The organism is Rhizobium terrae, from assembly GCF_003425685.1.
Classification (GTDB): Bacteria; Pseudomonadota; Alphaproteobacteria; order Rhizobiales; family Rhizobiaceae; genus Neorhizobium; species Neorhizobium terrae.
This window is the reverse complement of record NZ_QJKM01000031.1, coordinates 14,170-36,368: the sequence shown is the minus strand read 5'-3', so window position 1 is coordinate 36,368 and position 22,199 is coordinate 14,170. Positions and strand designations below refer to the sequence as shown.

The 22,199-nt window shown below is 51.3% G+C and carries 17 protein-coding genes and 1 pseudogene; 5 read left to right on the top strand and 13 right to left on the bottom strand.

The features are described 5' to 3' along the window. Window positions 1-299 precede the first annotated feature (299 nt). From DMO26_RS31710 to DMO26_RS31700, 3 genes are all read left to right on the top strand, one after another. The gene (locus DMO26_RS31710; protein ID WP_117196279.1) at window positions 300-1,361 is read left to right on the top strand and encodes a polysaccharide pyruvyl transferase family protein; all 1,062 of its coding nucleotides are present in this window, start codon (window positions 300-302) and stop codon (window positions 1,359-1,361) included. A gap of 202 nt (window positions 1,362-1,563) precedes the next feature. Next, on the top strand, window positions 1,564-2,754 hold the full coding sequence (locus tag DMO26_RS31705) for a glycosyltransferase family 4 protein (protein ID WP_117196278.1): 1,191 nt from the start codon (window positions 1,564-1,566) through the stop codon (window positions 2,752-2,754). Then, the gene (locus DMO26_RS31700) at window positions 2,751-3,995 is read left to right on the top strand and encodes an O-antigen ligase family protein (protein ID WP_162895159.1); all 1,245 of its coding nucleotides are present in this window, start codon (window positions 2,751-2,753) and stop codon (window positions 3,993-3,995) included. Before DMO26_RS31705 ends, DMO26_RS31700 begins: the two co-directional genes overlap by 4 nt. 62 nt (window positions 3,996-4,057) lie before the next feature. Here the strand turns inward: DMO26_RS31700 and DMO26_RS31695 are convergent, their stop codons facing one another. Together DMO26_RS31695 and DMO26_RS31690 are read right to left on the bottom strand one after the other, a co-directional pair. Next, window positions 4,058-5,977 carry a right-handed parallel beta-helix repeat-containing protein gene (locus DMO26_RS31695; RefSeq protein WP_162895158.1) on the bottom strand — a complete coding sequence of 640 codons (1,920 nt, stop codon included), beginning with the start codon at window positions 5,975-5,977 and terminating at the stop codon, window positions 4,058-4,060. Window positions 5,978-6,000: 23 nt separating this feature from the next. Then, complete coding sequence (locus DMO26_RS31690) at window positions 6,001-7,044, bottom strand: glycosyltransferase family 4 protein (protein ID WP_117196275.1); 1,044 nt, start codon at window positions 7,042-7,044, stop codon at window positions 6,001-6,003. Between the two features lie 127 nt (window positions 7,045-7,171). Here DMO26_RS31690 and DMO26_RS31685 point away from each other — a divergent pair, with 127 nt between their 5' ends. Then, the gene (locus DMO26_RS31685; RefSeq protein ID WP_117196274.1) at window positions 7,172-8,329 is read left to right on the top strand and encodes a glycosyltransferase; all 1,158 of its coding nucleotides are present in this window, start codon (window positions 7,172-7,174) and stop codon (window positions 8,327-8,329) included. A gap of 116 nt (window positions 8,330-8,445) precedes the next feature. Here DMO26_RS31685 and tnpC read toward each other — a convergent pair. The 9 genes and pseudogenes from tnpC to DMO26_RS34010 all read right to left on the bottom strand — a co-directional run bounded on the left by tnpC (window position 8,446) and on the right by DMO26_RS34010 (window position 18,324). Next, window positions 8,446-10,042, bottom strand: a pseudogene (gene tnpC, locus DMO26_RS31680) (IS66 family transposase). Window positions 10,043-10,115: 73 nt separating this feature from the next. Continuing rightward, window positions 10,116-10,460: an IS66 family insertion sequence element accessory protein TnpB gene (tnpB, locus tag DMO26_RS31675; RefSeq protein ID WP_028749556.1), complete on the bottom strand. Its 345-nt coding sequence runs from the start codon at window positions 10,458-10,460 to the stop codon at window positions 10,116-10,118. Then, on the bottom strand, window positions 10,457-10,780 hold the full coding sequence (locus tag DMO26_RS34850) for a transposase (RefSeq protein WP_162895157.1): 324 nt from the start codon (window positions 10,778-10,780) through the stop codon (window positions 10,457-10,459). Before DMO26_RS34850 ends, tnpB begins: the two co-directional genes overlap by 4 nt. A 682-nt stretch (window positions 10,781-11,462) precedes the next feature. Further along, a complete protein-coding gene (locus DMO26_RS31660) occupies window positions 11,463-12,935 on the bottom strand; it encodes an oligosaccharide flippase family protein (RefSeq protein ID WP_117196272.1) in 1,473 nt (490 codons plus the stop codon). Window positions 12,936-13,171: 236 nt separating this feature from the next. Continuing rightward, window positions 13,172-14,068 (bottom strand): nitroreductase family protein, encoded by an 897-nt coding sequence (locus DMO26_RS31655; protein ID WP_205421294.1) that lies wholly within the window; start codon window positions 14,066-14,068, stop codon window positions 13,172-13,174. 166 nt (window positions 14,069-14,234) lie between these two features. Continuing rightward, window positions 14,235-15,524 carry a WcaI family glycosyltransferase gene (locus DMO26_RS31650; protein ID WP_226951485.1) on the bottom strand — a complete coding sequence of 430 codons (1,290 nt, stop codon included), beginning with the start codon at window positions 15,522-15,524 and terminating at the stop codon, window positions 14,235-14,237. Continuing rightward, a complete protein-coding gene (fcl, locus tag DMO26_RS31645) occupies window positions 15,521-16,483 on the bottom strand; it encodes a GDP-L-fucose synthase (RefSeq protein WP_117196271.1) in 963 nt (320 codons plus the stop codon). Before fcl ends, DMO26_RS31650 begins: the two co-directional genes overlap by 4 nt. Window positions 16,484-16,485: 2 nt before the next feature. After that, complete coding sequence (gmd, locus tag DMO26_RS31640) at window positions 16,486-17,628, bottom strand: GDP-mannose 4,6-dehydratase (RefSeq protein WP_117196270.1); 1,143 nt, start codon at window positions 17,626-17,628, stop codon at window positions 16,486-16,488. Window positions 17,629-18,015: 387 nt separating this feature from the next. After that, window positions 18,016-18,324, bottom strand: a complete 309-nt coding sequence (locus DMO26_RS34010) for a hypothetical protein (protein ID WP_162895156.1) — start codon at window positions 18,322-18,324, stop codon at window positions 18,016-18,018. Window positions 18,325-18,578: 254 nt separating this feature from the next. On the opposite strand from DMO26_RS34010, the gene DMO26_RS31635 reads away from it, so the two are divergent. Further along, window positions 18,579-19,178 (top strand): transglutaminase-like cysteine peptidase, encoded by a 600-nt coding sequence (locus DMO26_RS31635; protein ID WP_117196269.1) that lies wholly within the window; start codon window positions 18,579-18,581, stop codon window positions 19,176-19,178. 47 nt (window positions 19,179-19,225) lie between these two features. Here DMO26_RS31635 and DMO26_RS31630 read toward each other — a convergent pair whose 3' ends face one another. Both DMO26_RS31630 and DMO26_RS31625 read right to left on the bottom strand, forming a co-directional pair. Further along, complete coding sequence (locus DMO26_RS31630) at window positions 19,226-19,921, bottom strand: hypothetical protein (RefSeq protein ID WP_117196268.1); 696 nt, start codon at window positions 19,919-19,921, stop codon at window positions 19,226-19,228. A gap of 2 nt (window positions 19,922-19,923) precedes the next feature. Beyond that, window positions 19,924-22,158, bottom strand: coding sequence for a polysaccharide biosynthesis tyrosine autokinase (locus DMO26_RS31625; RefSeq protein WP_117196281.1), 2,235 nt, complete (start codon window positions 22,156-22,158; stop codon window positions 19,924-19,926). Between the last annotated feature and the right edge of the window lie 41 nt (window positions 22,159-22,199).

Genomic DNA, 22,199 nt, shown 5'->3' with positions numbered 1-22,199 from the left:
CGAGGTCGCCGGCGACGGTCACGCCGAATTGCTCGACGACGGCGCAATCGAGATCACTTTCGCCTATCACAACGGCGACGAGGCCGTCCTCAAGGCTAAACGAGAGACTTCTTCAACAGCCTGCTAGCGGCGCGCCGCTCACGCCGCTAAATGATCAGTAACGGCCATCTGCTCAACGGTAATGTGCGGGAGCAGCAAGCGGACCAGATACAAGACGGATGTTTTAGAAGCAAACTTCTCTCCTCACTCGCGCAGCAACCGGATTTCCAAATGGTTTTCTATCCAGTCAGGGCTATTATATGAAGATTGGCATTCTCACCTATCATGACACAAACAACTATGGGGCGCAGCTCCAGGCGGCATCGATCCAGCAGTTCCTCGCAGCTGAAGGCTTCGATGCTGAATTAATAGATTTCCGGCCGCTTCGATATGAAATTCGTAGGTCTATGCCTTTATTCAGAGCTCTTATTAGGCTGAACTTCCGTTCTTTTCTCCAGCAAGCGCGGGTTAATACTCATTTTCGCAATGCAATCTTCGATATGGCGAAGATCTCGAAGCATAGCGCGTTCCTCAGTAGTCAAGTACCTCAAATTGCGTTAAAATACGATGTCTTGATTTGCGGGAGCGACGAGTTATGGAATTTCGGAAACTTTCGCGGCTATATGTCCCCTTATATACTCGATTTTCCAGTAAAACTCGGCGTGCGGAAGATCAGCTATGCTGCCTCCATAGGACCTTACGTTCCTTCGGGGTCAATTAGTAAAAAAATGGAAGCCGCGTTAAAACAATTTAGCCGGATTCTTGTTCGGGATCCTCCTACGTTGGAACTTGTGTCCAAATTTGGTTTTCAAGCAGATAGGGTTGTTGACCCGACCTTCTTAACGGACCTAAATCCAATTAAGCCGGATATTGCTCCGTACCTAATGCTATCCGGGGGCATGACAAAAACTCAGGTAGATCAGTCGTTGAAAGCAGCAGACATACTTAAATTAAGGCCAATAAGCGTCGGGGTAGAATACCCTGGACACGCAAACATTTGCGTCAGAGCGACTCCTCGGGAGTGGATCGGCTTCGTGAAACACGCTTCGTATCATATCACTTCGTTATTTCATGGAGCTGCCCTTTCGCTTAAGTATGAGACCCGGTTCTGCGTGTTCCGTACGCCAGGGAAAGAGCAGAAAATCATGTCACTATTGGAGTGGATGGATGCTTCTTCTCGCTCAATCGACCCCTCAGCGAGTGGCGAGGATATTGCCCGAGTAGTTTCGGAGCCTCTCTCTCCAAAACTACCGGATATTCGCGATCGTCACGTTTCGGCCTCTCGGGATCTTCTCCTTTCCACTTTGGCCGGACACGAGTAGACGCATTGGTGGTTCGGATCTCGATCGAAGCGCTTGACAGGCATTGGTCCCGGCTGCCTTCTAGGATTTTCTAATTTCTGAGCCGCTAATGCAATATTTGGCCCACACTAGATTTCGGCCCTAGAAACATCTATCGGCGGACGGTTAAGTGTTCAGATATCCCCCCCTGCTCTCTAAGAACTCTTGCAGAAACGGTCAGTACATGGTTGAGCCACAAGCAACGAATCATAATCACCATCTCATTGGTCTCCTTCTTGGATCCGAAGGTTATGGTGTGCGGAGAGGGTGGATTAGCCTATTAACTGGTATGAAAGAATGCGGTGTGCAGATTTCGACACTCGTGCTTCACGATGGCGAGATAGTCAGCCTTCTAGAGGAGCGCGAAATTCCTGTAGACCGAATGGATCTGCAACAGCTTCCGTCTTTGAAAGGAGGCGGCATAGCGAAAATTCTTAGACTTATTCGACGGGTCGCTACACAGCTAAAAGTCGCCAAGGTTGTATCCCAAAAAATTAAAGAATCAGGAGCTACCGTTGTTTTGCTGCGAAACCCAGCTGAAGTTCTGTTAGCTGGCATCGCTGCCAGGATGACAGGCACAAAGGCATACTGGCTTATGCCGAACGCCGTCAGCGACGGTTATCCTTTTAACTTAAACCGTAAGGTCTATTCTTTTATCTTTCGCTACCTACACGTTGTCCCAATTGCGAACAGCCGCTTTACGGAGCAGACTCTGGGCACGGGACAGTTTGAGAGGCATGTCTGCCATCTGGGCGTTGATCCTAACGAATTTGATCCCGAAAGATTGGGCAGTGTGAATCGCGGACAACTAGGCATACCGACTGACGCGATACTTCTTGGGGTATTCGCGAGGATGATTGCGGAGAAGGGCCAACACCGCCTAGTTCAAGCGCTTTCGGACATTGGTCCAGCTGGTCGAAGTCTTCATCTGTTGGTTTGTGGAGGCCCATTGAGGGGTTCATATGTCGATGAGCTAAAAGAACTGGTAAAAAAGAAAGGCCTTACGGAACGCGTTCATTTCGTGGGGCCAGTTCAGGATGTTGTATCCTACTATAAGATTTGTGATGTAGTAGTGAACAGTCGGCTGGATCCTGAGCCGTTTGGCTTCTCAGTCATCGAAGGTATGATGCTGGCAAAACCTGTATTGGCCCATAAAGCAGGCGGACCGGGCGAAACAGTACTCGATGGAAAGACAGGCTGGCATATTCATGGACCGACGGTAGAGGAATTCTCTGCTGCTCTTAGGCGACTGATCTACGATTTGCCAAAACTAGCAGAAATTGGATCCGCGGCACGCCAACATGCGCTAGACAACTTCACACATCGCAAAATGGCGCAACGCATCATCAACATCATGACGGATTCGAAAACTTGATTAATGCCATTGTCATCGTTCTGACAGCAGTATGTTGCTTACTGTCATATAGATACCGGGGTCTAGGTATTGTTGGAATATTTTACTGCTACACGGCGGAGACAATTGTAGGGATTGGAGTAATAACTCCAGTTGTAATGCTTTATCAGCTCATAATTAACACGAATTTTCGAAGCATTGCTTCACTAACCCGCATTTCCGCGATAGATATCTCAGTATATTTTTTCATTTGTGTTATATTGCTGTCTCCATTGTGGTCTACCGAATCCGCCTACAGCCTTGATAACGCATTGAAAACAACCTTAGTTTTACTATCCTTCTATATTATTTGCCGTTTGGCTATCTTCAACATAGGTGCCGAGCGGCTCGCTTACGAGTTTGCAGTTGCGTTTACTACCTTAGGAGCCGGTTTTGCCGTTCTAGCAATCCTTGCCGCTCCAAAAGATCCAGTTGGACTCAGGTTCATTGTTGGCGAAGGAGCCGCTGTCGGGCTGGCGCAGCCCTTACCGTACGCTCTATTCTCCGCTTTTTTCCTGATCGGGGCCAACTGGCGCAGACGGGCATTAATTGGATTGCCCGCGATTTTAAGTGTTGCCATAGTGAGTTTCTATGCTCAATTGAACGGAACGAGAGGAGTCGTTGTAGCGCTTACAGCAGGACTTATTTGCTACCTCAGCATAGCCTTCTACCGTGCATCAGTCGGAAGAAAGCTATTTTCGACTTTTGTCGTTGCGGGAATGATACTCCTCACTATAAGTTTCTGGAGCACCTTCCAACCAAACGGAAATGCTGGCCGTCTCTTAAATTTCTCGACGTATGGAGGCGAATATGACTCTTCATCAGTAGAGCGAAGATATAGATTCAAAGCCGCCGAAAACATCTTTCTTGATCAGCCAGTGTTTGGCGTTGGTGCAGGTGGATTTCATCTCGCAACAGGACTAGGATACCCGCACAATCTCTTCCTTGAAATAGCTTCAGAATTCGGCGTGATAGGGCTCCTCTCACTAGCGTTTATTATACTTGCAGTCGTTTTAGCGATTGTGAGAGGCAAGCTGATTTACACTCAAGGAATGATATACTTCGTTAGCTTGGCATCAATTGCATTCGTTCATCAACAGATAAGCTTCAGCCTGAGTGCGGGAAAAGCAATGTTTATAATCGGCGTTCTTGGAACCCTAAAACCAACGAAATGCCGCCCCGCAAGTCCTAGGGGATATTCATCGGCGAATTTCCGACCGTAAATCGGCCGCAATCGCGACTTCATCAGCGACCAATCTGAAAGCTCCATGAAAACTTGAAGTAATCAGGGCGGATCTGGAAACGTGGAGAAAAATGCTTGCCGCATGCCCACGTGCTTTAAGAAGTGGTAAAGCCCTAGATCTTCAACTTCAGAATTTCCTGGGATGTATCGATGAGCTTTTCTATCGGCGTCGTAGGCTGTTGGCCCAAAGGATGTTATGTTTTCGACTATCTTGTTGTTTTCCATTGCTTCGAAGCGTTGGCTTGGGAGTTCCGATAGCTCGGGATACCTTTCCATCCATATCCGACTTTGTACAGGCATTGCATAATATCGCTGCCTCATAACGCTGTTTTTGTTCCAGGAGGATCGACTTGTCTGTGAAGCCAATCTCTCCCAGATAAGCGGATAGGCTCCGTGAAAAAAAAGGTTGCCTGCCACATAGTTATCTCGGCCTCCATGTAACAGGATGCCCCGCGATACTTTGATGAATATGTTCCGTTCGACGGTTATACCGCTTGCGCCGTCGTCCAAGTAAACACCTCCGACCAACGTCTGCCACGGGCCTGTCATGCCGATGTCGTGGAAATAGTTCCCAAAGATTACGGTCCCCCGCGCCGTCCAGTCTCGTCCGGTGTATATAGCTCCTGCATCGTTGACTTCGCGGTTGACATCATTAACTTCATTTCCGAAGATACGATGATCGTTACCGCTAAAAGCTATAGCAGCATGAGGCGCTTTTTCGATATGATTATGATGAATGACATTGCCTACGCCTCGCAATACTATTCCACCACCTCCAGCTCGATCGAGCTTCATGAAATCCTGGATTGTTGAATAGCCAATGCTCAGGTTTCCAGGCCTTAACGTACGCCGGTCGCCCGCCTCTGCATATATCGCCGCGCTCCCAACATCTCTGACTGAGCAGCCTGTAACATATACATCGTTTCCACCAGATATTACTATGCCACGCCGTCCAGATCCAGATATAGACAATTGATTCAACTCAACGTAGCTACTATTATTTACAACAATACTGTCTCCTATGCTTCCTTCGAAGTAAATATTTTTAATTTCTATGCCCGAGGTGTCTGATATGTAAAGAAGATTTGAAACAATGGGAACGTCGATAAACTCAACTGTCGGAATTAAGGGGATCAGCTGCAGCTTCCGGCCGACAGGGTCTAAATAAAAGTCTCCTCGACGGGAGACCATAGATCTCACATTAAAGACATTGAAACGTACTTTATGATTTGGAGAACGGCTGAAATTTCTCACGTCAGTTAGAAGCGTAGCTTCCGTTCGAGTATAGGCCCTCTGGCTAGAAAAGTACCAATCCCAACCGAAGAACCCTGCCACCCACAGATAAGGTTCGTTCGCAAGTGGAGGAAGCTGAGAATTCTCGATTATTAACTGCGTTTTGCTATCGCCGAGGCTTGTAATGGACTTGAGAACACCCAACGCGTAACTGTCCGTTGGCCACCGCGCAGGAGACAACCTTTGTCCCGCCTGAAAAACCTGAAACCCTCCATACTCGTTAGGGTCCGAGCCGTTATGGCGGCTGGAGTATGCTATCAGACTAGTCGGCAAAGGGCGAAGATCCACTTCGGCAATGCCTAGTCCATTTGATGTGCCCTCTTCCTTCTTTATCGGCAAAGAAATAGATCCGGTAATGATAGACGGTGCATCTACACTTCCAGATAGAATGAACCTACCACTTGATCCAAGCGAAGCATCGATGACCAGGGGTGCATGCAATTGAAACTTGCCGCTCCCAACCTTAACCTGAATGACGGACGCTTCGGCCTCCTTTCGTTTTTCTCTTGCAAAGTCGAATGCATCTTCTAAGGTCTTGAAACGCGCTCGAACGCGCCCCCCTACTTCCACCTCGACGCGCCCCTCCGAATCTTCATGCGCAAGACAAGCATCGATTTGTCCAACGGACGCTAGTTGAGTGAACATAAATACCGTCGCCAGTGTGCGCATTGCTTGATCGCCTCCCCACACAGTCATCGTCTCCGTGGACCTCTCACGTCGAGGCTTTCAGCGAATTCCTCAAATTGCTGGAAATGCTCCGCGAGTTTTAGTTCAAACTGACGACGCGCATTTTTTGATGATGACAGAATATCTTCCGAGAGCTCGGAAATGGCGGATATTGCATTTAAAGCGAACTCCTGGCGAATAACGCGACCACCTAATCTTCCCACGTCCTCACAAATACAGCCACGTTCGGTTGCGACCACCGGGACCCCCGCAGACAGCGCTTCGAAGATCACAAGAGGGGAGGCTTCATTCTTGTAAAATGAGGGGAATAGCAGAATGTCAATATCTCGGAAGAACGCTTCCTTTTCCCGATGATCGAGACGACCGCGATAATCGAATTTTCCGCCTAGAATAGTTCGTACTCGATGGATCTCTGCTTCAGCTTCTCGGGTTTGAGCGGGGCCTCCGACAACGAATCGAATGTTCATTTTGGTTGCGCAGGTGACCACGGTGTCGATCGCCGCAGTAATCCCTTTCTCGACAGTGATGTTACCAAGGAATCCCAACGTGAGTTCGGACCGGCGCTCCGTACGAGGCGTGTAGGGGATATCCACAAGTCCAGCATTGTTGAGGACCATGCTTGTGCGCACGCCTGGGAACATCGTGTGTAGATCGGAATCCATCCGGTGACCTAGGACAATATGGACGGCTCGCTTGCCTGCTAATGCAGTGAGAAAGCGCGCCGCAAGCAGCGATCGATTCAGATGAGCGTAGCTATGGTGGTGCATCCACAGGCGTCTCCCTCTGAGGCGCGCTGCGAACGCCAGGCATGCACTCAGCCACATTCCACTATTCGAGTTGAGCGAAATGTAGCAATGATCCTGATGTTTGAGAATTCTGAGCAAGGCTGCCCCATGTGCAAACAGCTTGCGCAGGCCCCCGTCGGAAAGATCGACGGTGTCCAAACCATAGCCAGCACGAGCAAGTTGTGCTCTGAGATTCTGAGTTGCAAGTGACTGCCCATGAATCGGCGGGGGGAACGGTCCGAGAACTAGCACCTTGTCTTTCATTAAACCTCCAATATGACTTGCGCCTCTTTCACATTCTGGCAACAGAGACAAACGGTTTCACTGTTGATATTGCCTCATTGGGTCTATACCAGAAGAACTCTTCGAACCGTGAAAATCAGGATCCGTTATGAACAGAGCTATCACATTTTATTGGGATAACTTGGGACCGATGCATGTTGATAGATTAGAAGCCGTAAAAAATCGATTCCCTGGTCTAGATATTATTGGGATTGAGATCCGAGAGAAGAGTAATGTCTATGATTGGTCGAAACCTAACGTTCGCGGTGTGGATAGGATCACCCTATTTCGGGGAAAAGATAAGCCAACGTTCGCTACTCACGCATTGAAATTGATTAAATCGTGCTTTTCAACAAAAGGAGATATTTTTTTCTTCTGCAATTATGAGGAACCTGTCACGTTCCTTGCTGCCACAATACTTCGATTTTTGGGAAAAAAAGTCTACGTTATGGGAGTGACGAAATTCGATGACCAGCGCCGCAAGCTGTGGAGAGAGGTTGGGAAGCGAGTGTTTATGCTTCCCTACTCGGGCGCTCTCGGATCAGGCAATCGTCCCAAAGACTATTTCCGTTTTCTAGGAGTCCCAGAAAAACATATTTATAGCGAATACAACACACTATCCATCGCTAGAATCCGAACGCAAGCGAAGGTAGAGGAGGGAGACGAGGTTCCATTCAGCAAGCGCAACTTCATTGTTATCGCACGGTTCGTGCCCAAGAAAAATCTTTCGGTGGCGCTTGAGGCGTTCGCAAAATATACGGCGACTGCATCAGTGCCGCGACGGCTCGTACTGTGCGGCTCAGGACCGCTTGAGGCCGATCTTAGATCACTTTGTGTTGAGCTTCAGATCGCTCACCTAGTGGATTTTTTTGGCTTCCTCCAAACAGAAGAGGTAAGCAGGGAGTTGGCACGAGCGCTGTGTTTACTTTTGCCAAGCGTTGAAGAGCAATTTGGAAATGTAGTAATCGAAGCCCAGGCTCTGGGAGTCCCCGCTATTTTGTCTGAAGTATGTGGGGCGCGAGACCTACTTATAAGAAATGCCGTTAATGGCTTTGTCGTTGAACCTGACAATCCTGACGGTTTCGCGTTCTTCATGCAGTTGATTGGGGAAAATGAGAAACTATGGGGATCTCTGGCGAAGGCAGCTTTGAAGAGCGCCGACTGCGGTGATGTTAGTCATTTTGCTGACGGAGTTTCTGCAATACTATTACGCCACGAAATGTACCCCACGCATGGGAATCTCCTACGGAATTCAACTTCAGATTGAATTTGATGTAATGCCGACTTGAGTATGCAAGCCGATCTGCTGAAGCCCCTCAGCACGAGCGATCGCTGATATATTCGCCCCCGGCTGCATCGTCTGTAAGCGGTGACGTGAGGCCGTTACTTCTTGAAGTTCCAGGGCATCAGATCGTCGAGATCGCTCGATGGCCAACCTGCGGCGATACGCTGAAGCGTCTGCGTCAGCCAGCCCAGCGGATCGACTTCGTTCATCTTGGCGGACTGGATGAGCGTAGAGAGCGTGGCCCAAGTTCTTCCGCCGCCGGCATTTCCGGCAAATAGGCTATTCTTCCGAACAATTGCTTGAGGCCTGATTGCACGCTCAACAATGTTGGAGTCTATGTCGATGCTTCCGTCATGGAGGAACTGTTCGAAGGCTTCCCGCCGATTAAGGGCATAGCGAATGGCCTCGGCGAGCTTTGATTTTCCAGAGATGCGGGGCAGCGTGTCCTGCCAGAGTTTGTAGAGATCGGCAACGACTGCAACGGAGGCCTCCTGACGGGCGGCAACGCGAACATCGGGCTTTGTCCGCGCACCTTTTCCTCAATCGACCAAAGTGCGTCCATCTTTTCGATTGTCGCCGTTGCGACCTTTGAGCTGTCGTTTGCGTGCAGCTCGTAAAACCGACGTCGACTGTGCGCCCAGCACCCCGCCAAAAGAGCGCCGTCGTTTCCGCGGTCAGGTCGGGCAACACGGTTATAGGCAGTGTATCCGTCAATCTGCAGGATGCCGCGATAGCTTTCGAGATGCCGAGCAACACAATCACCGGAACGACTGTCTTCAAAGCGATAGGCAACCATAGGCGGTCCACTGCCACCGAACGGTCGGTCGTCCCGCGCGTACGCCCACAAATACGCTGTCTTTGCCGACCCCGATCCGGGAACAAGTGTCGGCAATGTCGTCTCGTCAGCGAATATTCGTCGCCTCTCTTGATCTGGCTGAAGATGTAGTCCGCGAGGATCTCGAGTTCGAACCCGAGCTTACCCATCCACCGCGCCATAATCCCGCGGTCGACTTCGACATGTTCGCGCAGGAAGATCGCCTCCTGTCGATAAAGCGGCAACCCGTCGCCATATTTGGAAACCGCGATATAGGCGAGCAGCGCTTCTGTCGGAATGCCGCTTTCGACGATATGCGCCGGGGCCGATGCCTGGATGACACCATCTTCGTTCTTAAAGGCATACTTCGGGCGATGGGTGACAATGACCCGGAACTTTGGCGGGATAACATCAAGCCGCTCGGAGATATCTTCCCCGATCAGGACCTTCTGTTTGCCAGTATGTTCGGGCAGTTCGTCCGGCTCAATGACGACATGCACGCGCTCCAGGTGCGGAGGAAAGCCCTTGCGCGGACGCGGCGCACGCTTTGCAGCGGCTGGATTGCGGCCCTTGGAAACCAGGGCCTCGATCGCGGCAATGCCAGTGTCAATTTCTTCGAAGACAAACGCGCCCTGTTCGTCCAGGTCTGCCTCGATGTTCTTTCCCTGCTTTTCCGAGCGGCGGCCATAGCGGTATCGATTGAAGGCTTTGAGGATCAGCTTCAACTTGGCGATCTGTTCGTCCGCGTCGGCATTGCGGGCCCTCAGATCAGCAACTTCGTCTTCCAGAACATCGGCGCGCGCAGCCTTTGCTGCCATCGCCATGATCATGGCTTTCAGCGCATCAACGTCATCAGGAAGCTCGAGATCGGCTGGTGTCATGCCCTTATGTAGAGCATATTTCGGGGAGATTTTCTCTCAGTTTCAGCCGCCTGATTCACTCTGCCGCAGGGCTTTACCCAACAAATTCCGGCCGCTTTACGGCAACCGTGCGCACGCGCTTCCAGTCCATCCCATCAACCAGCGCCATCAGTTGCGCGTGATTGAGCTGCACACGGGACGGCCCGATTTTCGGCCAGACGAACTGATTTTTTTCGAGCCGCTTCGAATACAGGCAGACGCCTGAGCCATCCCACCAGGCGATCTTTATTCTGTCTGCTCTTTTGGCGCGGAAAACGTAGAGCGAGCCATTGAACGGGTCGCTTCCAGCATCACGCACCAGCGCCAAAAGGCTATCTGGACCTTTGCGGAAATCGACGGGATGACTGGCCAAAAAGACCTTCGCACCAGCGGGGATCATGCAGACCGCACCGCGCGGATCAGCCTGACGAGATAGGCCTCGTCGATCCCGACATTCACGCGGATCACTGCGTCGCCGATCATGATGTCCGCGGTAGAGCTTTCGCCCCGAACCGTATCAACAACAGCCTCGGCTTTCAGTCGGGCATTGCGCCGCCATGTGAACAACTGCGAAGGGTCGATCCCTATGCGCCTTGCCACCGCCGAAACGCTCGCGCCCGGCTCCATGCTTTCGGCTACCGCCTGAGCCTTGAACTCATCTGACCAGCGTCGGACCTCTCGCGGCGCCCCCTCCAGGCGACCCGCGACGGCTTCGATCATATGGAACGTTCTATGTTCGGACATAGCTTCAGACATCGAAATTCATACCAAGCTCATTCCCTGAGCTCACATGAATAAGCGCGATGCCTTGCTATCGCCAGACGGGGCCAATGCACCGCTTACCATCGTCTGCGCAATCAGCCGAGCCTTCTCAGCATCCGGCCAATCTCGTGGCTTACGCCTCGTCCGTACCGGCGTCGCCGTCAAAACCTCGAAGGCACGAGCATGATTCACACTGTCGCTCATAGTATTCTCCGCATGAGTCATGCCGAAAATGAGCGATCTTCCATGCCGCGCTACGTGGGATGGCCTACCCGCTTACGAGCTGTCTTGCGCATCATGCTGATGACCATCATCAGCATGATGCGAAACCAACCTCTTATCGTTCGACACCCACAGAAACCTCACCATTGCAGTATTCAACAGGCGGCAATTATGCGCGATGCGAAATCCGTGTTGAATGTGGGACGCTCGCAACGGTTACAATCAGACTTTAGCTCGCAGCGAAACCGAAATCTGATATTGCAAGGAAACAGAGCCGAAACTCCCCGTTTCTGGCGAAATCCATACTCGAAATCGCAAAATCATCCCAGAATATCAATGCCTTCAGAGTTCTTCGCGGCCGACGGATCCTTGTTTCTTGCCTGCTTTTCGATCCGGTAAAGCTGTTCGAAGGATACATTCACTCTTTCCCGCGGGCCAAAGCCCGGAGATTGCTAAAGACACCCGGGTTGAGAAGAGAGGTCAGGAAAACGAAGAGCGAAGCTCCAACGGCGGCGGTCCCAGCGGCAACTGCAAATCCCATTAGCTCGTTGGAAATTGGAGCGAGCCAAAACCGTAATCCTATTACGGCTGCCACTACCGGTACAAAGGGAAAAATTGTGCGGAGTAAATATTCCCCGATATCGCCAAATGCGAAGTCTATCTCCTTCATCGCTATGGGGAAGGAAACCAGACCTGTTATACCCCTATGAGCCGCGACTGCAACGGCCGCACCGGTAATAGAATCCCACATAACCCCGATTGCGGCAAAAGCCATAATTCCCACTGCATCGTAAAGCAACAAAACCGTCCTTTGCACCCACCGACCCTGGGCCTCGAGTACTACTGCGGCCATTGAAGCGAGCACCCGCATTGGGAATGTAGCCCCCATCGCAACCGCCACGAAAATTGAGGCGTCCCATTTACCTTGCCAGAGAAATCTAACCACTTCGGGCACAAGCGCCACAAAGCCAATGCAGATGATTGACGAGAAGAAATTCACTATCTCACTAGCGCGCAAGAAAGCTCGCTTCAAACGATCGTTGTCATCTTTGATTTTCGAGAAGATTGGCATTAGTGTCTGACTAATCGACAACGACAATAAAATACCTACATTGGCAGCCAACATGAATCCGAAGTAATATTGCCCCAATTGCTGCTTATCTAGAAAAATCCCAAGTATCAAATAATCTCCGCTTTGAGTAAAGCCAAATACGTAACTCGATAATATTGTCCATTTGAGCGAACCTAAAATCTTGACGAATCGAGAAAACGACAATCGAAACGCAATATGGAACGTTCCCAAGCGCCGAACATAAACAATTAAGACAAATATTGCCGAAAGCAGCGTTGCCAAAGAAACGCTAAAACTCTCTGCACCTAGATACGCAGAAGAAATTAAAAATCCATAGTAAATTAAATTCGATAAAATTGAGTAATACGAAATTGATCGAAATTTTAATTCTATACTTTGGCGCGCGGTGTATAGGGCATTGACACTAATAATGGGTACCGTAACGGCACTTATAATAAGCACCGGCAATAAAGTTGGCATATTGTAACTTGCCGACAGCGTCGCTCCCAGGATCACAAGGACAATTGCTCCTACAACACCAATGTAGAACGCACATCCCGCGAAGTCGGCCGCAATATCATCGAACTCGTCCTGACGTTGGATAAGGACTTTGCCGACGCCCGAATTTTGGAATCCGGAAACAAATGCTAGCGCGGCTGTAGCTGCCGCGAATACGGCGTAAGTCTCGACGCTTAACAAATACCCTAATATGATTTGGCTAATTACGGACATTAGTTTCGCGAGAATGACAGTCATACTGCTCCATGCCATCCCCTTGGCGGCAATGGAGCGTCCACTTCGTCGCTTCTCCTGAAACATTATTTGTTCCTTTTTCTTCTAAGCAACCGCCAAGCCGTGAAAGAATTTGAGTCGCCCTATATAACTGAGCATTTAAGAGCAAACAGCGAGAATATACCTTCCGGAACGTGTAACGGCCAAAAAACTGAATTTTTAAGTGTCAACAAGCCCGTGCCACTTACAAAAGATTGCCTCGCCCTTGCAGCGTTCACTATTCACACAGACTGCAATTATAGGAGAATTCAAAGATCGATCATTCATGACCGACCCTTAGGGGCAGGCCCAGCAGAAAGTAGCAATTTCGTGTCGTCAAGAACAAGAACCTCTCCTACATCGCGGCGAGGAGAATGTGCCACTTCGTATTCCTCTCTCAGAGGGCCAACAGCGATCATGGTAATAATCACCTCGTTTGGTGGGATTCTACACACGTTCCGAAATTTACGATCGGTGTGCGCTGCTTGACTCCAATTCAGCATGCAGGTGCCAATTCCCAGTGTGTGGAACCCATAAACGAGCGCCATCGCAAATAATCCCCCGTCGATATATCCTTGGTTTCGCTCTCCAATCTTATAGAAATTGCTGAGATCGGAGGTGCAAATCACTAGGGCGGAAGCAGTATTTCCAAAACCTTTATTTCCATCCTGATATCGTAGCAACAGTTCGATATCAGCTGGTTTGGTGAAGATGTATGCCTTTGAAGACTGGCGGTTGCAAACGGAGGGCGCTTGCTGAGCTAAGCGAACAGCATGTTCGAGGCAGCCAAAGTCGAACTTCTCCCGAGAATCAAACAACCGAACGCTCCGGCGACTAAGGAAAAATGCGTCAGGGTCGCTCGGTAATGTTGCCAGTACACCGGCTCGACTTACGCTAAGTGGTCCAGCCTGTATCTCGTCTCCAATCAGCAGCTCAGGGAAAGAAGCTTTCACTCGGTCAATCTGAGCCGAGATGTCGGGCAGCTTTAGACCAGCTGCATCGTGATACCTTACAAGCTGTTCAATCGTCGCCAGCGATATCTTCTCTACGCGCGACACCCCCCATTTTTCTGACGTTTCCTGTAGAATTCCCAATAGCGCCTTGATCTTATCCTGCCCGAAACCCGGCCGAGGCGCCGGTAGAACCATCCCTTTTTCTAAGGCATGCGAAAGTCGCAGCATATGGGCGCGCGCGGTATCTGCGTTTCGTAACGGCCTTCCATTCTGAGAATGAGTCCAAAAGCGGCTCATGTCCGATAAATAGGAATACGTAGTGCTGATTAGAGTTCGTGCTTTACTTAGTGGATTTATCATTGTGATGCTTGGCGCCAATCTACAACCTGATTAATCATGTGAAATTTGCAACAACTTTGGCCATACCATTCTCCTTAGCCATCAACATGGCCAGACTTGCCCTTCTGGCTTGAGATATATCTTGTTCATTTCTAGTTTTGCTAAGCTGGTCAGCCAGGATCGTGGCACTTCCAGGTGACACAACGATTGCGGCATCGCGAACAAATTCGGCCAGTTCAGTTCCTGCATCTGCCGTTACCAAAACCCTTTTTCCGCTCGCCAGCATACCCCCAAGTTTCGAGGGAAGAACTAAGTCCGCCGCATCCGCTTCCTGCGGCAATACGTGCAAATCTGGCATGTTGAGGAATTCATTCAGTCGTGAGTAGGGTTGAAACGGAAGGAAATAAACATTGGGGAGATGGGAGTAACGAACCTTCAAATCAGCTTTGACTGGCCCCTCGCCGGCAATGACGAAATGGATGCGCTTCTCGTCTTTCAGCCGTTCCGCTGCGTCGAGTAGGACGTTCAGTCCTTGCTTAGCCCCGATATTGCCTGAATACAGAACTACAAAATCCTCTTCAGTGAAACCGAATTCAGCGCGATATGGGCTCACTTCACGCATAGGATAAATGTGAGAAAGGTCGACCCAGTTGCGGATCACCGAAAGCCGGTCGGTGAAAATGCCCTTTTCAGCAAGCCGTTCGGCCATACGATTGGAAATGGTAATGACCTTGTCGAAACTACGAAGCGTCAGGCGCTCGAACGCAAACCCAAGCTTCTTCAGCCAGTCCTTTTTACCAAGATGGCCCACCGCGAATGCGGCATCAACTTCGAGATCCTGTACGTGCAGCACCGTCTGCGCTCCGACTAATTTTGCAGCGAGTTGCGCGACTGGGGCAGCGAACAATGTTGGCTCGACGCAAAAGACCGTGTCGGGACGGCGGCGCAGAATCTGCCAGAAGATTACCGGGGCAGAAGAAATGGCAAAAGAAAGTGGCGCCACCAACCTCCAGAGCCCTCTCATCTGCTCCTTGAGGACAAGAGGAACGCGGACGACCCGCACGGCGTTTTCCCGCGATGAGGAATATCTATTTCGATATCCCGGCTGCACCTTCCAGCCAGGATAGTGAGGAGGTGTGGTGACAACGGTCACGTCCATCCCCTCCGCGGCCAGATGCTCAGCGATTTCGCCGGTGTATTTGCCTACTCCGGCGATCTCGGGAGCGTAATTCATCCCGTAGACGACAACACGCCTTTTCACGTCAGTCCGCATGGAGGTACCAATTCGCGAGGGAGATCCGGCCGGTTCGCTTTGATCAAGGCTTTCAGCTGCGACGGTCCTCACGCTGCATCTCCCTGCCTGCGCTCCAGATATTCGCCTTTCAGGAAGGCCTCGTAGGCATTTGTGATACCTGCTTCGAGAGGAATCCTCGGATACCAGCCGAGAGCCCTGAGTTTCTCAGCGCTCATCAGTTTGCGCGGCGTACCGTCCGGCTTCGCGAGATCGTGGACGATGCCGCCCGAGAAACCGACGACCTTGGCGACCAGCTGCGTCAGCTCGAGGATGGTGATGTCCTCACCGGAGCCCACATTGACGTGAACGTCGGCCGAATAGGTCTTCATCAGGTGGACGCAGGCATCGGCGCAATCGTCCACGTGCAGGAACTCGCGCCGCGGCTTGCCCGTGCCCCAGACGGTGATTTCGGGCAGGCGATTGACCTTGGCCTCATGCGCCTTGCGGATGAGCGCCGGCATGACATGGCTCGATTGCAGGTCGAAATTGTCGCCGGGACCATAAAGATTGGTCGGCATGGCCGAGATGAAATCCCTGCCGTGCTGCCTGCGATAGGCCTGGCAGAGCTTGATGCCGGCGATCTTGGCGATCGCGTACCACTCGTTGGTGGGTTCCAGCAAGCCAGTCAGCAGGGATTCCTCGGCGATTGGCTGGTCGGCGAACTTCGGGTAGATGCAGGACGATCCGAGGAACATCAACTTCTCCACGCCGATTTTGTGGGCGGCGTGGATGATGTTAGCTTCAAGGATGAGGTTGTCATAAAGGAAGTCCGCTGGATAGGTGTCGTTGGCAAGAATGCCACCCACTTTGGCGGCAGCCAGGAAGACGGCGTCCGGTCGGTTCTTCCCCATCCAGGCCTCAACCTCCGTCTGCCGCGTGAGGTCGACCTCTGCCCGCGTCGCCGTCAGAATTTCGCAGCCTTCAGAGGCGAGCCTCCGGACAATCGCCGAACCGACCATGCCGCGATGGCCCGCAACATAAACCCTTTTGCCCTTCAGGTCATAGCTCATACTCAACCCTCCAGGGTAACGGGTAAATGCAACCCATGTTCTTTCAAGAGCGCATGACGTCGTGCCGATTTGTGATCTTCAGCAACCATCTCTGCGCACATTTCCCGCGCGGTGATCTCCGGGACCCATCCAAGCTTCTGCTTAGCCTTCTCGGAACTACCGAGCAGCGTATCGACCTCGGCCGGGCGGAAATAGCGCGGATCAATACGCATAATTACGTCACCAACCTTCAGGCCAGGTGCCATCTCACCCTCAATCGCGGTCACAGTCGCGATTTCGTCGACGCCTTCTCCAGAAAACTCAAGGGTGATCCCTAATTCGTTTGCAGTCCACTGTATGAATTCGCGCACGGAATATTGCAGACCCGTCGATATTACAAAATCTTCGGGTTCATCTTGCTGCAGCATCATCCACTGCATGCGCACATAGTCCTTGGCGTGCCCCCAGTCGCGTAAAGAGTCGATGTTGCCCATGTAGAGGCACGATTCGAGGCCCATCGCGATATTTGAAAGACCGCGCGTGATCTTGCGGGTTACAAACGTCTCACCGCGGCGTGGTGATTCGTGATTGAAGAGGATGCCATTGCAGGCATACATTCCGTAGGCTTCTCGGTAATTTACTGTGATCCAGTAGGCGTAGAGCTTGGCGACTGCGTAAGGCGAACGCGGATAAAAGGGCGTCGTCTCGCGCTGCGGGGTCTCCTGTACCAGACCATAAAGCTCAGAGGTGGAGGCTTGATAGAAGCGTGTTTTCTTCTCAAGCCCCAGGAAGCGAATGGATTCGAGAAGGCGCAGTGTACCGATCGCATCAACGTCAGCAGTGTATTCCGGCGCTTCAAAGCTGACCGCCACATGGGATTGCGCGCCGAGATTATAGACTTCATCGGGCTCGATATCGCGAATAATACGAGTGAGGTTCGAGGTATCCGTCAGGTCACCGTAGTGCAGCTTGAACCGAGCGTTCTTCAGATGCGGGTCCTGATAAATATGATCGACACGCGCCGTATTAAACAAGGAAGCGCGGCGCTTAATCCCATGAACTTCATAGCCTTTAGCGAGAAGAAACTCTGCCAGATAAGAACCATCTTGGCCCGTCACGCCTGTGATCAGCGCAACTTTGCCGTTGCTCTGCACTTGCTCAGTCATAATTCCCCCTAAAGGATATGCGCATAAATGAAGATGATAGATAGTTCCAGGCGCCCTGAAGAAGCATAACTAATCAAAGCACTCGGTGTTCCCATGAAGTAGCTTACTCATTTTTGCAGCGCAACAACTTATATTGGGTGTAGTTAATTACGCGAGGCTATTTCCAAAATGTTCTGAGGAACTTGCCCGACGCATAAGTCCCGTACACTCCTTTCGAAGCGAGCATAGCAGAAGACCTCGGGAACATCGAAAGTTATAGCATTATTTTTGTTGCAAGATCTGATCTGCAAATGTTCACCGGTCAAATTCCAAGCTCAAACGAATGTCCTTCTGCAGGAGAATTCCTCTCGCGCAGCAGGCTTAACTGAGTGGACTATGAGCTCAACTTCAAAGCGATGAACGATCACCATTGCGAGTTATCATCTCGAAGCTTTTGCCGTCTGTCTCGACGCTCGCGCAATCTTTTTGCCCGTTCGGAAAAAGGAGGCATATCTGTCCGTTTGCAATTTTGTAACCGACAGAATTACCTCTTTGATACGTATATCCATTACTCTTGGTCGTTATGTCTTTGGTTCGCTCGTTGATATGGTCGCGGATTTCAGATTCTGAGGCAACCCGCATTTTTGCCTTATCCTCTGCCGAAAAACCCGCGCTCGATATCGAAATTAGAACGGCGGTCACTCCGATCCTCAGCATGTCTACCCCCTGTCTCTCATATCAACGCGGTATAGCACAGAAATACCCACTCGCCTAAATTCGCTTGGCGTCTCCTGACCCAATGCCAACGCAGTCTCGTAGATGCCTACCCGCCGTCTGCAACATAGTCTGATCATAAAATATTCGATCGATAAAAAGCAACCGATCTACTTAAATGACCCGAAAAGCCTCCGTGTTAAATCGAGACAAGACTGATCCACAACAGGATTCAGACTATTTCGATGGAGGCAGCCATGTCCACAGTAAAAGTCTTCACAGGTGCATTGTTGGCGTCGGCCATTCTTTTTTCTCTTGCTGCCCCTGCTAGCGCCGGTCCGGTCGGCGGGATGGCACGCAGTCTAAGAATGGCTCCTGCAAGCCAGTACATTTCAGCTTCGCGCAATACGTTGGCTCCCTTTGCCTTTATCCGTTTTTGCCGAGACAACATGCAAGATTGTGAGGCCGGTCAAGGCCAAGCTGTTGTGGAGATGGACCAAGACCATCGACGGGAACTTGCAGCGATCAATTTCAGCGTCAACCGAGCAATTAAGCCCACATACGATGGTCCCAATACCGATACATGGGAAGCTGATGTAGCATCCGGAGACTGTGAGGACTTCGCGCTGACTAAGCGCCGTAAATTGATTGCGGCCGGATGGCCCTCTAAGAGCTTGCGGATGGCCGTGGTCAAAACTGCCCAAGGCGAGGGACACGCCGTTCTCGTCGTCAAAACCTCGCAGGGCGACTTGGTTCTGGACAATAGGACGAACATGATTCGCCCTTGGAACCGGACAGACCTGACATGGCTGAAGATTCAGTCAGAAGATAATCCGAAACTCTGGCTTGAAATCTAAGAAGTCTTCTGGCGCCAAGGGACTGATAGGGTTCAGTATCTGCACAGTTAGCGGCCGGTCTTGCCAGCGACCGACCGGCCTATATTACATTCCGGCGCGATGCGCATTAATTGAACCGCGACCAACAGCCCTGGAGGGGGCAACCGTCTGCGTAGTCCTCCGCCTTGCGGTGAACATATCGCCTCAAGATCCGACCGCATGGGATCACCTAGCAGTGCTAGCGTATCCTTGGTCACCCGGTTGTAGAGCCGGTAACGTGCGTCGATGACATTTTCTTCAGCAGGAGCGTAGAGCTGTGAAAATGTCACCAGTTTTGCCAACTCATCAGGCTGTTCGCTAATTGCTTGCCGCACCATGGCCAGCCGAGCCCAGAGATTGCCGTCGGTTGGAATGCAGCTTAGCGAAAAACGGATGAGGCTCTCGGCTTGAAGCAAGGTGTTCGACCACGCTTCGTAGTCCACATCCTGATTTTGGTGATCGAGTTTGGTTAGCGTAACAGTCAGTGCGGCTTTCAGAAACTCACTTTGACAAATGCCTTCATCTTGAAGAGCTAGAGCTCCCGTAACCGCCCGCTCGAGTACATTCCTTGCCACGGGGCGATCCGTCTCAAGCTGGGTCGCGACGTAGCGTAGCTCGCCGAATCGCAAATGGCGGGAAATCTGCATTGCCGCGAGGATCAGACATGCTGAACAGAGAACGGTCACCGCGCCGGCAAGAAGCGGATCCCGGCGCAGCCGGAACATGCTCAGGCGCCTTCTTGATAATACTGCGAATAACGCGAGTAATAATACTCGCTTGACCCATAGGCACGATAAAGCTTCAGACGCTCTTGATCGACCTTATTGAGAACCACGCCGAGGCATTTATCGCGGACGGAAGGATCTGTCTCAAGCACCTGCCGAACGACACGGCGAGCCGTCTTTCCCCACTCGGCTACAAAGATAAAGCCATCAATGCGGCTGGCGATTGCCCTCGCATCCACCACCGGCCCAAGCGGCGGTAGATCGATCACGAGGTAGTCGCATTGCGAACTGAAACTGTTCAGCAATTCCCGCATAGCCAAGGACGCGAGAAGCTCAGATGAATGCGGCACGCGATGTTTGACGACTGCTGGCAAAAAAGCCAGTTTGGTCCTCGGATTTGTCATCAAAAGACCATGAGGGTCTCGACGCTCAATGAGCACTTCGAGAAGTCCGGCTTCCGCATGTTGTCCGATGGCCCTTGTCGCTCCAGGGTTTCGAAGGTCACCATCGATCAATATCGTGCGGTTACCCTGACTTGCAAGAAGTTCTGCAAAGTTGACAGCGACCGTCGATTTGCCCTCCCCCGGCAATGCCGAGACAACACCGATAACCTTACATGCCTTGCCAGATAACGCGAGATCGGCGGCGATTTTCGAGCTTCTCAGTGTTTCCGCGAAAGCCGAGAGTGGATGGTCGATCACATAGTCTGAAACCGACTGCTTCTTATGTATGAACCGAGGTCCAGTCGCCGTTTCGTCTTTCGCTGCTTTTTTCCCGTCCGCAACAAGAGGAGCGATGCCAAGAAACTCTAGTCCAAGTGTCTCTCGGACCTGTTCACCTGTGCGGAAGAAACGATCACGGAATTCGCGAAATGCTCCGACGCCACTGCCAGCCGCGGCACCTAGTACCACGAACAGTGCGAGAACCAGAGGCTTACGAGGATGGCTTGGCTTTTGAGAGGCAACTGCTCGTGTGATGACGCGCGCTTCGGTGACTGGAAACGACTGCTGCTGCAAAGCTTCCTGATAGCGCTGGAGGAAAGTCTGATACATGTTTTTGTATGTTTCAGACTCACGTTCCAGCTCTCGAAGCTGAACCTGGGTTTCGTTAGCGCTGGCACTAATTCCGGTTGCTTGAGCAACGGAGTCATTAAGGCTCTTTTCACGCGCCATGGCCACATTCAGATCGCTCTTGTAGCTTTCGGCAATCCGATTGACTTCTTCGAACATCAAGCGCTTGTATTCGGCCATTTCGTTGCGAAGCCGGACGGCCTGAATGTGGTTTGCACCGAGACGGCTGGTGATCTCTGCCTCTCGCTTGGAAGCATCCAGATATTTCTGGCGAAGCTCATTAGAAATCGAGCTACCAAGCACATCCGTGACGATCGCGTCCGTTTGACCGGATGCAATAATCTCCTGGATCCTCTGAAGCCTGGCTTGCGCCTTCGCGGTATCGGACTGAGCAACAATCAAAGCGCTATTGAGTTCCGACAATTGCTGGTCTGCGACCAATACAGATCCTGCTGCGACCAAGCCGTTTGCGCTTCGGAATTTTTGAACAGCAAGGTCGGATGCGAGGGCTTTTTGCCGCAATTCTGCAATTCTATCCTGGAGCCAATCGCTGGCACGGCGCGTAGCTTCATATTTAGAGTTGAGCTTATCGACGAGATAAGCGTCACCAATAGCGTTCGCTATCCTTGCCGAAAGGTTAGGCGAAGGAGAAACGTAGCTGACCTCAAGAACATAGGTCCGCCCTACCCGGCTCACTTCCATATTGCCCAGTAGCTTATTTGCTGCATCGCGCCTTTTCGCGTCCGTCTCATCGGCAGTCTCCGCGTCCGTGACAAACCAAGATGAGACGTTAACGAGTGAACGAGCAGCAGCTAGGGCACTTCCTAAAACCGACCCTTCTGAGGACATGAAGGACGGATCATTGCTCAAATCCAGCTTATCAACGACCGCGAGTGCGATCGTATCCGATTTCAGAAGCTCAACCTGACTTAAAACCGAGGCCTCATCATCAACGACCCCGCCGATTGTCGACAGCTGTTGAACAACCTCGCTATTGCCACGGTCGATCAAAACGCTGACGCTTGAAGTGTATAGGGGGACGGCGGTCAATATATAGGAAATACCTAAAACGACAGCGATGGCAATCGCGACAGCAACGACCAACCACTGACGTCGTGCGATCGCCAAGAGCGCCTCAAAATCAACGCCCTCAGGCGGCTCGCGCAAATCGACACTTTCGTCGTGCGAGCCGCCTCCAAAGTTCCGAT

What these genes read in the sequence shown, in the direction of transcription:
- DMO26_RS31710 (WP_117196279.1), top strand. Translation starts at nt 300, where the DNA reads ATGAAGATTGGCATTCTCACCTATCATGACACAAACAACTATGGGGCG.
- DMO26_RS31705 (WP_117196278.1), top strand. Translation starts at nt 1,564, where the DNA reads ATGGTTGAGCCACAAGCAACGAATCATAATCACCATCTCATTGGTCTC.
- DMO26_RS31695 (WP_162895158.1), bottom strand. Translation starts at nt 5,977, where the DNA reads ATGCGCACACTGGCGACGGTATTTATGTTCACTCAACTAGCGTCCGTT.
- DMO26_RS31690 (WP_117196275.1), bottom strand. Translation starts at nt 7,044, where the DNA reads ATGAAAGACAAGGTGCTAGTTCTCGGACCGTTCCCCCCGCCGATTCAT.
- DMO26_RS31685 (WP_117196274.1), top strand. Translation starts at nt 7,172, where the DNA reads ATGAACAGAGCTATCACATTTTATTGGGATAACTTGGGACCGATGCAT.
- tnpB (WP_028749556.1), bottom strand. Translation starts at nt 10,460, where the DNA reads ATGATCCCCGCTGGTGCGAAGGTCTTTTTGGCCAGTCATCCCGTCGAT.
- DMO26_RS34850 (WP_162895157.1), bottom strand. Translation starts at nt 10,780, where the DNA reads ATGATCGAAGCCGTCGCGGGTCGCCTGGAGGGGGCGCCGCGAGAGGTC.
- DMO26_RS31660 (WP_117196272.1), bottom strand. Translation starts at nt 12,935, where the DNA reads ATGTTTCAGGAGAAGCGACGAAGTGGACGCTCCATTGCCGCCAAGGGG.
- DMO26_RS31655 (WP_205421294.1), bottom strand. Translation starts at nt 14,068, where the DNA reads ATGCTGCGACTTTCGCATGCCTTAGAAAAAGGGATGGTTCTACCGGCG.
- fcl (WP_117196271.1), bottom strand. Translation starts at nt 16,483, where the DNA reads ATGAGCTATGACCTGAAGGGCAAAAGGGTTTATGTTGCGGGCCATCGC.
- gmd (WP_117196270.1), bottom strand. Translation starts at nt 17,628, where the DNA reads ATGACTGAGCAAGTGCAGAGCAACGGCAAAGTTGCGCTGATCACAGGC.
- DMO26_RS34010 (WP_162895156.1), bottom strand. Translation starts at nt 18,324, where the DNA reads ATGCTGAGGATCGGAGTGACCGCCGTTCTAATTTCGATATCGAGCGCG.
- DMO26_RS31635 (WP_117196269.1), top strand. Translation starts at nt 18,579, where the DNA reads ATGTCCACAGTAAAAGTCTTCACAGGTGCATTGTTGGCGTCGGCCATT.
- DMO26_RS31630 (WP_117196268.1), bottom strand. Translation starts at nt 19,921, where the DNA reads ATGTTCCGGCTGCGCCGGGATCCGCTTCTTGCCGGCGCGGTGACCGTT.